The organism is Loktanella sp. DSM 29012, assembly GCF_900110705.1.
Taxonomy (GTDB): Bacteria; Pseudomonadota; Alphaproteobacteria; order Rhodobacterales; family Rhodobacteraceae; genus Loktanella; species Loktanella gaetbuli.
In genome coordinates this window covers 45,939-58,187 of sequence record NZ_FOEJ01000005.1, presented here as the reverse complement: position 1 = coordinate 58,187, position 12,249 = coordinate 45,939, and the positions used below count along the sequence as shown (strand labels likewise).

Genomic DNA, 12,249 nt, shown 5'->3' with positions numbered 1-12,249 from the left:
GGGTTATTCGGCAGCCAGACCCTGCGGCGTGTATTCCACACCGTTGGACGCCTGAATTTCACGGATCACGGCCCATTGGTCCTGATAGGTGATCGGGATGAACTTGCTCACCCCGTCGAATTCGTCGCCCAGGGCGGTGCCTTCGAATTCAAAGCTGAAAAACGCCTGCTTGATCGTTTCGGCCAGTGCCGGGTCCAGATCATGCGCCAGCGTGAACGACGTCGTGGGGAAGGGGTCGCTTTCCCAGATCATGCGGACCTCGGCGGGATCGTACAGACCGCGTTCGGCCATGCGGTCGACGACTTCGGATGCGACGGGGGCCGCGTCATAGTCGCCTGCAACCACGCCCAGCATGGATTGGTCGTGCGAGCCGGAGTAGATCACCTCGTAATCCTGATCGGGCACGACACCCAGACCGGGGAACAGTGCGCGCGGTGCCTGGTTGCCAGAGTTGGACGTGGGCGAGGTATGCGCCACGCGCTTGCCGGCCAGGTCAGCCACGGTCTGGATGTCGGAATCGGCCTGCGTGAACACCTGAAGCCGGTATCCGAACTGACCGTCCTCGGCCCCCATGATCGCAAACGGCACGGCCCCTGCGAGGTTCACGGCAAAGGGCGTGGGTCCGGTCGAAAAACCTGCGATATGCAGACGGCCCGACCGCATCGCCTCGACCTCGGCGGAATTGGACTGCACGGCAAAGAATTGCACGTCCTTGCCGGTCTCTGCCTCGAGATGCGCAATGAACGGTGCCCAGATATCGGCATAGACGGCGGGGTCCTCGACCGGGGTATAGGCGAACACCAGCGTGTTGGGGTCGTTCAGCAGCGCGGGATCGGTCGGCGTATCGGCAACCAGATCGCCGTTGGCGTCGCAATACAGCACGTCCAGCGCGCCACGCTCGGGGCAGTCCTGGGCTGCGACAGCCGAGGCTGACCCCAGCAGGGCAAGGCCAGCCGCCACGGCGGTCTGTGTCATTTTATAGGTCATGTCTCTCTCCCTTGAACAATCGCGATCCGTGGCGGGTCCTCCAACCTGATGCCACAGCGACCCGGTCAGGCTACGCGTGCCAAAGCCGGAAAGACCATGCGCGGCATGTTAACACAGCGTTACAAGAACGGCGTTTTGCGTTAACAATATTACAGCGGGCGCGCGCCGTCGCTTTGTCGTCTATACCTCGGGGCCTAATCGGGACAGGTTGCCCCCGTGCGGCGACATCAGGAGGATCGACGCAATGACGGCGATGCGACAACCGGACCCCAAACCCCCTGTGATCGCCATCGTGGATGACGACCACGAGGTGCGCGTGACCCTGTGCGCGCTCTTGGGTGAAAGCGGGTTCGAGCCGGTGCCTTGCGACGGCAGTGCCGCCTTCTTTGCCCTGGGCGATCCGCCGCCGGTCAACCTCGCGATCATCGATTTACGCCTGCGCGGCGAATCCGGCCTGAACCTGGCCGTTCAGATCGGGGCCCGCTATGACATCCCCATCGTCATGCTGACCGGGATCGGGGACGAAAGCGACAAGATCATGGGGTTGGAAAACGGCGCCGACGATTACCTGATGAAACCGTTCAACCCGCGTGAACTGGTGGCGCGGATCAGGTCGGTGCTGCGGCGCTATGGGCATGGAACCCATCACGCGACCACGCAGCCGGAACATACGATCACCTTTGGAAACAAACGGATCGATACGCAGGCGCGGGTGCTGCTGAACAGTGACGGGCATGAAATACCGCTGACCAATGGCGAATACCGACTGCTGGAATACCTCGCGCGGAATCCGTCGCGGGTCATCTCGCGGCCTGAATTGCTGTCGGAACTGGGGTCGGACATGGAACGCTATGTTGACCGGACCATCGACGTCCTGATCCTGCGCCTGCGCCGCAAAATCGAGGATACCCCGTCCAAGCCGCGGCACCTGCAGACCCGGCGTTCGCAGGGCTATTTCTTTGAATTGAACGCGGATTAGGGCGGTGCGGACGCGGTTGCGCAATCTGAGTGTCCGGTTCCGGCTGTCGGCCGCGATCCTGACGCTGTGTGCTGTGACGCTGGTCATTTCGGGGATCAGCCTGCTGATGCTGCGCAACGCGGAAAACTGGCTGGAAACCATCCACCGCGACACGCTGGCCGAGGTATCGCAGGCGCTGGACATTTCCCGCAATGCCGCAGACCTTGCGACCGCCGCACCATTTCTGCTGACGGTGCAGATGCCGTTTCAGCGCACCGCGGACGCGCAGGCGATCCTGTCGACGATCGACCGGCTCGAAGCGCTGTCGTCCGACACGACTGACCTCGCCCTGCCGCTGGCCCGGATGCGGGTGGCCATCGACCGCTTGCAGGGACTGACGGCACCGCAAAACGCGTTGCGTGCCGATATCGCGCAGGTGGACATACGGCTGACGCAATTGCAGGACCGTTTCACACGGCAGGCCAATGCGCCGGACCTCGCACCCATGGCACGGTTGGAATGGGCCGCTCTTGGTCAGTTGACCGGCACCGCGCGTGAGGTCGCCCGGTCGCAGAACATCATCGAGGTCGGTGAATTCAGTCGCCGTTACCGGCAGAGCCGGGCGGACATCCCCCGCGGCGCGATCGTGGCCCGCGGGTTGGCCGAGGTCGATGCAGCCTTGAACAGCCCGTCTGGGGACCTGTTTAAGTTGCAATACGGCTATCTGACGGCGGGTCTGGATGCGGAAAATGCCCTGTTCCGGATCAGGGAATTGTCCGACACCGTGAATGCCTATGCGGCAGGCCGGGTCGAGGCAGCACAGGACCGACTGCGACAGGCACGTGCCCAGACCGCGCGGAACCTCGATGTTGCACAGATGGCCGTGGCGATCCTTGCCCTGCTCAGTGCCGGTGTCGCGGTGGTCTCGGCGCTATTCGTGTCGCGCTATGTCACGCGAAACCTGCGGTTGATCGCGGACGGCATGCACAGGCTGGCGCAGGGAGATCACGCGGCGACCCTGCCTGATCCGGGCGGGCCGCGGGACGAAATCGGCAGGCTGTTTCAGGCCTTTGGTGTGTTTCGGGCCAATGCACGCAATCTGGAACGGCGCACGGCCCAGATAACCCGGCAGAATACCCTGTTTGCCAGTGTGTTTCGCAACATTCAGGACGGTGTCGTGATCGTTGCCCCCGACGGTGTGATCGAGGCCGAGAATGATCAGGTCTGCGCGCTACTGCATCTGCCGGACGATGTGCGCAAGGCCGCGCGGACCATGCCCGACCGGCTGGCGGCATCGGCCTTTGCCCAAGCCTGCGGCGACAACGACCGGGGCGGGTTCGAGGAATACACCAATCCCGCAGGCGACGTGCTGGAGGTGCGCAAGTCCCAGTTGCCCGATGGCCGCGCGGTCTGGCTGCTGTCCGAGACGACGGAACGCAAACGCATCGACGAACGGCTGGCCGAAATCCGGCGGGTGGAAACGCTGGGCAAGGTCACGGGTGAGGTCGCGCATGATTTCGGCAACATCCTGTCGACGATTTCGGGCAACCTGCATCTGCTGGAAACAACGACGCCAGCCAAGGCCCCGACACATCTGGGGCGGATCAGGACAGCGGTGGATCTGGGCGTGTCACTGACCGAACGACTGGTGGCATTCGCACGCAAACAGCATCTCGCCCCCGAGGTGGTCGAGATCGGGTCGCTGATCGAGGGCATGGTCGATCTGCTGGATATCGCGCTGCCCGACAGCGTGGACCTGCATTTATCACTGGGGGATGATCCGCTGCACGTCATGCTTGATCCCGGCCAACTGGAAAGCGCCGTCTTGAACGTCTGCATGAACGCGGCACAGGCCATTCCGGGGTCCGGACATATCTGGATCACCTTGCGCGCACAGAATGGTCAGGCGGTCCTCTCCGTGCGCGATGACGGTCATGGCATGTCAGAGGACACACGCAGGCGCGCGGTCGAGCCGTTCTTTTCAGCCCGGCGTGACGGTGACGGCACCGGCCTGGGTCTGCCGATGGTCGACGGGTTTGTCTCGCAATCCGGCGGAACACTGGACATCACCTCTGCGCTTGGCGAGGGGACCGAAATCACTATCCGCTTTCCGCTGGCCGATGGCATGCTGCAGCCGGCCACGGCGGTCCATACGGGGGCCGCGCTGGTGGTGGACGACACCCCCGAGACGGCACGCGGATTGCAACAGGTCCTGCATGGGCTGGGGTTCGAGGCCCTGGTGGCGACCCGGTTTGCGCATGCAGCCGATATCATCGCGGACAGACCCGATCTGGTGCTCGTGGTGTCGGATCTGAACCTTGACCACGGACAGTCCGGTCTGGACCTGATCCGGTCGGCGCTGGCCGCGGGGCCGGGCGCGCGTGCCGTGCTGATGTCATCGCGTCTGCCGACGGACCCTGCCGTTCCCCCGGTCGACAGGGACCGTCTGACGCTGCTGGCCAAACCGGTCACGGCCGATGCCCTGACCGATGCCGTTGCCCGCCTGCTGACCTGAGCGCATGAAAAAGGCCGGGCCGCATCGCTGCGGCCCGGCCCCTGTCTGTCGTCCCGGAATTTACTGCCAGGAGGCGATCAGTTCGTCATAGCTGACGGTCTGCGGTTCTTCGTCCTCGACCTCCAGTTTCGGCTTGGGTGCGCCGGCCTGTTCCAGCCAGTAGGATGCGTCCTGCGGCTCGTTCATGACCGGACCCAGATCGCCCTGGATGCCGGACCGTTCGATCCGTTCCATCACGCTTTCCATGTCGGCACAAAGTTGGTCCAGCGCCTCTTGCGAGGTTTTGGCACCGGACATGGCGTCACCGATGTTCTGCCACCACAGCTGTGCCAGCTTGGGGTAGTCGGGCACGTTGGTGCCGGTGGGCGACCATTGTGTCCGTGCGGGCGAGCGGTAGAATTCCACCAGACCGCCCAGCTTGTCGGCACGCTGCGTGAAGTGGTCAGAGTTGATCGTGGACTCGCGGATGAACGTCAGGCCAACGTCGGCCTTTTTGACGTCCACGGTCATCGAGGTCACGAACTGCGCATAGAGCCATGCCGCCTTGGCGCGGTCCACCGGTGTGGATTGCATCAGCGTCCAGCTACCCACGTCCTGATAACCGACCTTCATGCCCTCTTCCCAGTAGGCCCCGTGCGGGCTGGGGGCGAGGCGCCATTTCGGCGTGCCGTCCTCGTTCATGACCGCGTCCGATGCCACCAGCGGGGCGACAAAGGTCGTGTACATGAACATCTGCTGCGCGATGTTGCCCTGACCCGGGACCGGACCGGCCTCGGAGAAGGTCATGCCGGCAGCGGAGGGTGGCGAATAGTTCTGGAGCCAGTTGATCGCCTTGTCCACGGCGTAGACCGCAGCAGGAGAGTTCGTTGCGCCACCACGTTCGACACAGGCACCCACGGGCTGCGAGTCTTCGTTGACGCGGATACCCCATTCGTCGACCGGCAGGCCGTTGGGTTCACCCACATCGCCCATCCCGGCCATGGACATCCACGCGTCGGTGTAGCGCCAGCCAAGGCTGGGGTCCTTCTTGCCGTAGTCCATGTTGCCATAGACCTCGACACCGTCGATCTCGCGGCCGGTAAAGAATTCCGCGATATCCTCGTAGGCAGCCCAGTTCACGGGAACGCCCAGATCATAGCCGTAGGTCTCGCGGAAGTCGGCCTGGATTTCCGGATCGTTGAACCAATCGTAGCGGAACCAGTAGAGGTTCGCGAACTGCTGGTCGGGCAGCTGGTACAGTTTGCCATCGGGGGCGGTGGTGAACTGCAGTCCGATGAAATCGTCCAGGTTCAACGTGGGCGATGTGACGTCAGCGCCTTCGCCAGCCATCCAGTCGGTCAGGTTGCGCACCTGCTGGTACCGCCAGTGGGTGCCGATCAGGTCGGAATCGTTGACAAAGGCGTCATAGATGTTTTCGCCCGATTGCATCTGCGTTTGCAGTTTTTCGACAACGTCGCCTTCACCGATCAGGTCGTGGGTCACGTTGATGCCGGTGATGGCGGAAAACGCGGGTGCCAACACCTGGGATTCGTATTCATGGGTCGTGATCGTTTCGGATACGACGTTGATCGACATGCCCTGGAACGGTGCGGCGGCGTCAACGTACCACTGCATTTCCGCCTCTTGTTCGGCACGGGTCAGGGTCGAGACGTCACCGATTTCCGCATCCAGGAATTCGATGGCTGCCGCCATGTCGGCCCAGGCCGGCTGTGTCATGGCAAGTGCCAGTCCCAGTGCGGTCGAGGATTTCAATAGAACGTTCATTTTAGGTTTCCTCCCATAAGTTCGAACGTTGGTTTTCCATCCCGATCGGCTGGGATGGGGTTTGACGTGGTCTAGACCCAGCGGAATACCGCAGCGGTAAAGACCAGACAGACGATCAGCGCGTATGGCTGGGGCCCAAGCCCCAGACCCAACCACGCCAGATTGAGAAATGCAGACCCCAGAAGCGTGATGAACAGCCGGTCACCGCGCGTGGTCTCGATCCGCAAGACACCCTTGCGGGGTGTTTCGGGAAATTTGATCGCAAGTACGGTAAAGGTCACCAGCAGCGTTGCGATCACGATAAAGAACGTGGCCGTGGGCCAGGTCCATGCCATCCAGTCAAGCATGATAGGTTCCTCTCAAGTCGCGCATCACACCCGCCCCAGGGCAAAGCCTTTGGCGATGTAGTTGCGCACGAAATATATGACCAAGGCACCGGGCACGATAGTCAGGACACCGGCGGCGGCCAGCACGCCCCAGTCGACACCGGCGGCACCCACGGTACGGGTCATGGTGGCGGCGATGGGTTTTGCATCCACGGATGTCAGTGTCCGGCTCAGCAGCAGTTCCACCCAAGAGAACATAAAGCAGAAAAACGCAGCCACCCCGATGCCGCTGGCGATCAGCGGGGTGAAGATCTTGATGAAAAAAGCCGGGAACGAATAGCCGTCGATATAGGCGGTCTCGTCGATTTCCTTGGGCACGCCGCGCATGAAACCCTCAAGGATCCAGACAGCCAGCGGCACGTTGAACAGGCAATGCGCCAGCGCCACGGCGATATGCGTGTCGAACAACCCGATGGACGAATACAGTTGAAAGAACGGCAGCGCGAAAACGGCTGGCGGGGCCATGCGGTTGGTCAGCAGCCAAAAGAACAGGTGCTTGTCCCCCATGAAACTGTAGCGGCTGAAGGCATAGGCCGCGGGCAGGGCGACGGCGAGGCTGATTGCCGTATTCAGCACGACGTAGATCAGCGAATTGACGTAGCCCATGTACCAGCTGGAATCCGTCAGGATCAGCGCATAATTGGCGAATGTCAGGTCACGCGGCCACAGGCTGAACGATCCAAGGATTTCAGAGTTTGTCTTGAGGCTCATGTTCAGCAGCCAATAGATCGGCAGCATCAGGAACAGCAGATACAGACCCATCACCACCGCACTGCCCGACGGTCGGAACCGGCGCTGCGCGGTGCGGGGTTTTTCGATGGTCATCGCGTCATCGGTCTGGGCGACGCTTGGCATGGTTGTGTCGGTCATCATTTGCCATCCCGGTTATCTAGGGTCGTCATGACGGTGTAGAACACCCATGAAATCGCGAGGATCACGAGGAAATACATCAGGCTGAACGCCGCCGCCGGGCCCAGGTCGAATTGCCCCAGGGCCATTTTCACCAGGTCGATCGACAGGAATGTCGTGGCATTGCCCGGTCCGCCGCCGGTGACGACGAAAGGTTCTGTGTAGATCATGAAGCTGTCCATGAACCGCAGCAGGATCGCGATCATCAGCACACCCGCCATCTTGGGCAGTTCGATATAGCGGAACACGGCCCAGCGGCTCGCCTGATCGATCTTGGCCGCCTGATAATAGGCGTCGGGGATGGACCGCAGACCTGCATAGGCCAGTAGCGCCACCAGCGATGTCCAGTGCCAGACGTCCATGACGATCACGGTGATCCAGGCATCCAGCGTGTCCTGAGTATAGTTGTAGTCGATCCCCAGCGCGTCGAGCGTATAGCCCAGCAGGCCGATATCGACCCGGCCAAAGATCTGCCAGATCGTGCCGACGACGTTCCACGGGATCAACAGCGGCAACGACATCACCACCAGACAAAACGACGCCCAGAACCCCTTTTTCGGCATGTTGAGCGCGACAAGGATGCCTAGCGGCACTTCGATTGCCAGAATGATGCCAGAGAATAACAGCTGACGGCCCAGCGCATTCCACATCCGGTCCGAGTGCAGCATGTCGTCGAACCAGTCGAGGCCCGCCCAGAAAAACTGGTTGTTCCCGAATGTGTCCTGCACCGAGTAGTTCACCACCGTCATCAGCGGGATCACGGCGGAAAACGCCACCAGGATCAGCACCGGCAGGATCAGGAACCACGCCTTTTGATTGACGGTCTTGTTCATGCGGCAGCCCCCTGCGGTGTGACGCGCCAGTCGTCGGCGTAGACGTTGATGCCCTCGGGCGCGAATGTGATGCGGTTGGTGTTTGCGGAAACCTCGGACCCTTCGGGGGCGACGGCGTTGATGATCTGGCCGCCGACGTCCAGCCGGATAATCTTGTGCCGGCCCACGTCCTCGACCCGGCGCACGGATGCCGGGATGCCCGCATCACCTGACGACAACCGGATGAATTCCGGGCGCACGCCGATCTGGGTCCGGCCCGTCGCGGCATAGCTGGCACCCAGTGGTACTGTCACGTCACAAATGCGCGCCTGTGCGCCGTCGATCTGCGCATCGAAAAGGTTCATCCCGGGCGAGCCGATGAAATAGCCGACAAAGGTATGCGCCGGGCGTTCGAACAATTCCTGCGGGGTGCCGATCTGAACCACGCGACCGTCGTACATCACCACGACCTTGTCTGCGAATGTCAGCGCCTCTGTCTGGTCGTGGGTCACGTAGATCATCGTATGACCGAAATCCTGATGCAGCTTTTTCAGCTGCGTGCGCAACTCCCATTTCATATGGGGATCGATTACGGTCAGGGGTTCGTCGAACAGCAGCGCGTTCACATCCTCGCGGACCATCCCACGCCCGAGAGAGATCTTTTGTTTGGCATCCGCCGTCAGACCGCGCGCCTTGTGATCCAGCTGCGCTTCCATGTCGATCATGGCGGCGACCTTCTGGACGCGGCGGGCGATTTCGGCCGCATCCATCCCGCGATTTTTCAGCGGAAAGGCCAGGTTCTGGCGCACCGACATCGTGTCGTAGACCACCGGAAACTGAAAGACCTGCGCGATATTGCGATCCGCTGTCGGGGCGGTCGTCACGTCGCGCCCGTCAAACAGCACGCGCCCCTGACTGGGAATCAGCAGGCCTGAAATGATGTTCAGCAGCGTGGATTTGCCACAACCGGACGATCCCAGCAGGGCGTAGGCCTCGCCGTCGACCCAGTCGTGGTTCAGCGCCTTGAGCGCGAAATCCGCCTCGGTCTGCGGGTTTGGCAGATAGGAATGGGCGAGGTTATCAAGCGTGATCTTGGCCATGTTACGTAGCCTCCGCATAGGGGGCCGTAGCGACCAGTGCACCATCCTGCGCGAACAGATAGACGCGCGATGGATCAAGGTAGACGGGCAGGGTCTGTCCTGGTGTCAGGTCGCGGATTCCGTGGATCAGGCCGACCCAGGCCGCGCCATGATGGGACAGATGCACAAAGGTTTCGGACCCGGTGATTTCCATGACCGACAGCGTGGTGTCGAAACGGATGCTGTCCGGTCCCGGCTCCAGCGTCAGGTGATTGGGGCGGAACCCCAGCTGATAGGTGCCGTCGGCGGCAGCGATGCGGCCTGCGGGCATGGTTTCATTCTGACCGAAATGCAGCCTGTCACCGCGTTTTTCGACCGTCAGGAAATTCATCGGCGGATCGGAAAACACCCGCGCCGTCGTCGCATCCTGCGGGTTGCGGTAAACCTGCGCCGTGGGGCCGAACTGCGTCACGCGGCCTTCCCACAGGGTCGCGCAGTTGCCACCCAACAACAGCGCCTCTTCGGGTTCGGTTGTCGCATAGACAAAGATCGACCCGGATTCCGCAAAGATACGCGGGATTTCCGCGCGCAATTCCTCGCGCAGTTTGTAGTCCAGGTTGGCCAGCGGTTCGTCCAGCAGCACCAGACCCGCGTTTTTGACCAAGGCCCGCGCCAGCGCGCAGCGTTGCTGCTGTCCGCCCGACAGTTCCAGCGGCTTGCGGTCCAGCATCGGCGTCAGCTGCATCAGCTCTGCCGTGTCGCGCACGCGGCGGTCGATTTCGGATTTCGCCAACCCCATCAGTTTCATAGGCGAGGCGATGTTGTCGTAAACGCTCATCGCGGGGTAGTTGATGAACTGTTGGTAAACCATGGCGATCTGGCGATCCTGCACGCGCACGCCGGTGACATCGGTGCCGTTCCAGCGGATCCGGCCCTGGGTTGGCACGTCCAGCCCGGCCATCAGGCGCATCAGCGTGGTTTTCCCCGCCGACGTCGGCCCAAGCAGCACGTTCATCGTACCCTTTTCCAAGGTCAGATCAGTGGGGTGGATATAGGTCTGAGCGCCAACCACATGGCTGACGCTGTCAAGTTCCAGTGTCATGCGATGTCCTTTAGCTGTTGGCGGCGGTCGGTCATATAGGCGTCAAGCGCGGCGGTGTCGGTGTCGCGCAGACCCAGTTTGCTGCGGCGAAACAGGATGTCTTCGGCAGTGCGGGCGTATTCGTGGGCCATCAGCCAATCGACTTCTGCGGCTGTCAGCGTTGCACCGAACGCAGGCCCAAGGTCGGCCACGCTGGCGGCATCGCCCAAAATCAGCTTCGCATCGGTGCCATAGGCGCGGATCAGGCGTGTGGCCCAACGGTCGTCAAGAAATGAGTAGGCATCGCGCAGGTTCCCGATCTGGAGCTCCACGTCACCGACCGGAAAATCGCCACCGGGCAACGGTACGCCTGCGGTCCACGGACCCTGTGCCACGTCCAGCCGCTGGCCGATCTTTTCCAGCGCGCTTTCGGCCAAGCGGCGGTAGGTCGTGATCTTGCCGCCAAAGATGTTCAGCGCGGGCGCACCTGCGGTGTCGTCCAGTTTCAGCGTATAGTCGCGCGTCGCGGCAGTGGCGGAACTGGCACCTTCGTCGAACAGCGGGCGCACGCCGGAATAGGACCAGACAATGTCATTTGTCGAAATCGGGTCACGCAGGTAGGCGTTCACGAAATCGACCATGTATTGCTTTTCGGCGGGCGTGCAGACCGGACGCGCAGACAGGTCATCGTGTTCCTGATCGGTTGTGCCGATCAGGGTGAAATCCGTCTCGTAGGGGATTGCGAACATGATGCGTCCGTCGGTCCCCTGAAAGAAATAGCATTTGTCATGATCGAACAGGCGTCTGGTCACGATATGGCTGCCGCGCACCAGCCGCACGTCGTCCTGGCTGTTGGACCCGATCTGCTGACGCAGGATCTGACCCACCCAGGGACCGCCTGCATTGACGACCATCCGTGCGCGGATCACGCGCTGATGGCCTGTTTCGGTGTCCTGCACCGTCACCGACCAGATTCCGTCTTGCACCTTGGCCGACACCACCTTGGTCCGGGTCATCACCTGCGCACCACGCTGTTCGGCGTCGCGTGCGTTCAGCACCACCAGACGTGAATCCTCGACCCAGCAATCGCTGTATTCGTAGGCCTTGGCAAAACGCGGGTTCAGCGGCGCACCTTCTGGTCCGCGGGTCAGGTCCAGCGTTTTCGTCCCCGGCAGGATCTGGCGTCCGCCCAGGTTGTCATAGAGGAACAGGCCCAGCCGGATCAGCCAGGCAGGGCGGCGTCCGCGCATCCATGGCATGACGCGCGACAGGATTTTCGACGTCGGCGTGTCGCTGTCGAACCGCATGTCGGCGTGGTAGGGCAGCACGAACCGCATCGGCCAGCTGATGTGCGGCATCGCACGCAGCAGTGTTTCGCGTTCCAGCAGGGCTTCGCGGACCAGACGAAATTCAAAGAATTCCAGATACCGCAGTCCACCATGAAACAGCTTGGTCGACGCAGAGGAGGTTGCGGAGGCAAGGTCCGACATCTCGGCCAGGGTGACCGTCATGCCGCGACCCGCCGCATCACGCGCAATCCCGCAGCCATTGATGCCACCGCCGACGACCAGCAGGTCGCGGATTTCGCGATCGTCCGTCAAAGTGAATCCCCCCAAATTCGTGACGACACCATTGCAACGGCGTTCAGAAAAGAAAAGGTATTTTTTCGGTTATTTTCGTTTTTGTGGGAATACGCGCGGAAAATGCGAGTTTTGGGGTGGATTTCGCGCGATTCACCGAATTTTCTGCGATCAGCTG

General features: G+C 61.8%; 10 protein-coding genes. 2 read left to right on the top strand and 8 right to left on the bottom strand.

The features are described 5' to 3' along the window. Positions 1-3: 3 nt before the first annotated feature. Positions 4-987, bottom strand: a complete 984-nt coding sequence (gene phnD, locus BMX27_RS11990; RefSeq protein WP_090160072.1) for a phosphate/phosphite/phosphonate ABC transporter substrate-binding protein — start codon at positions 985-987, stop codon at positions 4-6. Positions 988-1,231: 244 nt separating this feature from the next. Between phnD and BMX27_RS11985 the strand changes: the two genes are divergently transcribed. Next, on the top strand, positions 1,232-1,966 hold the full coding sequence (locus BMX27_RS11985) for a winged helix-turn-helix domain-containing protein (RefSeq protein WP_371260131.1): 735 nt from the start codon (positions 1,232-1,234) through the stop codon (positions 1,964-1,966). A gap of 4 nt (positions 1,967-1,970) precedes the next feature. Then, the gene (locus BMX27_RS11980; RefSeq protein ID WP_090160071.1) at positions 1,971-4,460 is read left to right on the top strand and encodes an ATP-binding protein; all 2,490 of its coding nucleotides are present in this window, start codon (positions 1,971-1,973) and stop codon (positions 4,458-4,460) included. Between the two features lie 60 nt (positions 4,461-4,520). On the opposite strand, the gene BMX27_RS11975 is transcribed toward BMX27_RS11980, so the two are convergent. From BMX27_RS11975 to glpD, 7 genes are all read right to left on the bottom strand, one after another. Continuing rightward, a complete protein-coding gene (locus tag BMX27_RS11975) occupies positions 4,521-6,224 on the bottom strand; it encodes an ABC transporter substrate-binding protein (RefSeq protein ID WP_177172714.1) in 1,704 nt (567 codons plus the stop codon). A gap of 71 nt (positions 6,225-6,295) precedes the next feature. Then, complete coding sequence (locus BMX27_RS11970) at positions 6,296-6,571, bottom strand: DUF2160 domain-containing protein (protein WP_090160069.1); 276 nt, start codon at positions 6,569-6,571, stop codon at positions 6,296-6,298. A 24-nt stretch (positions 6,572-6,595) separates the two neighbouring features. Then, on the bottom strand, positions 6,596-7,435 hold the full coding sequence (locus BMX27_RS11965; RefSeq protein WP_056034256.1) for a carbohydrate ABC transporter permease: 840 nt from the start codon (positions 7,433-7,435) through the stop codon (positions 6,596-6,598). Positions 7,436-7,479: 44 nt separating this feature from the next. Further along, on the bottom strand, positions 7,480-8,352 hold the full coding sequence (locus tag BMX27_RS11960) for a carbohydrate ABC transporter permease (protein WP_090160068.1): 873 nt from the start codon (positions 8,350-8,352) through the stop codon (positions 7,480-7,482). Further along, positions 8,349-9,431: an ABC transporter ATP-binding protein gene (locus BMX27_RS11955; protein ID WP_090160067.1), complete on the bottom strand. Its 1,083-nt coding sequence runs from the start codon at positions 9,429-9,431 to the stop codon at positions 8,349-8,351. Before BMX27_RS11955 ends, BMX27_RS11960 begins: the two co-directional genes overlap by 4 nt. Before the next feature lies 1 nt (position 9,432). Then, the gene (locus tag BMX27_RS11950; RefSeq protein WP_090160066.1) at positions 9,433-10,512 is read right to left on the bottom strand and encodes an ABC transporter ATP-binding protein; all 1,080 of its coding nucleotides are present in this window, start codon (positions 10,510-10,512) and stop codon (positions 9,433-9,435) included. Next, entirely contained in the window at positions 10,509-12,092 is a 1,584-nt protein-coding gene (gene glpD / locus BMX27_RS11945; protein ID WP_090160065.1) for a glycerol-3-phosphate dehydrogenase, read from the bottom strand. The genes BMX27_RS11950 and glpD overlap by 4 nt, the downstream gene beginning before the upstream one ends. Positions 12,093-12,249 lie beyond the last annotated feature (157 nt).

Bases quoted from the DNA above. Each gene is read 5' to 3' on its own strand.
- phnD (WP_090160072.1), bottom strand. From the start codon at position 987: ATGACCTATAAAATGACACAGACCGCCGTGGCGGCTGGCCTTGCCCTG.
- BMX27_RS11985 (WP_371260131.1), top strand. From the start codon at position 1,232: ATGACGGCGATGCGACAACCGGACCCCAAACCCCCTGTGATCGCCATC.
- BMX27_RS11960 (WP_090160068.1), bottom strand. From the start codon at position 8,352: ATGAACAAGACCGTCAATCAAAAGGCGTGGTTCCTGATCCTGCCGGTG.
- BMX27_RS11965 (WP_056034256.1), bottom strand. From the start codon at position 7,435: ATGACCATCGAAAAACCCCGCACCGCGCAGCGCCGGTTCCGACCGTCG.
- BMX27_RS11970 (WP_090160069.1), bottom strand. From the start codon at position 6,571: ATGCTTGACTGGATGGCATGGACCTGGCCCACGGCCACGTTCTTTATC.
- BMX27_RS11950 (WP_090160066.1), bottom strand. From the start codon at position 10,512: ATGACACTGGAACTTGACAGCGTCAGCCATGTGGTTGGCGCTCAGACC.
- BMX27_RS11955 (WP_090160067.1), bottom strand. From the start codon at position 9,431: ATGGCCAAGATCACGCTTGATAACCTCGCCCATTCCTATCTGCCAAAC.
- BMX27_RS11975 (WP_177172714.1), bottom strand. From the start codon at position 6,224: ATGAACGTTCTATTGAAATCCTCGACCGCACTGGGACTGGCACTTGCC.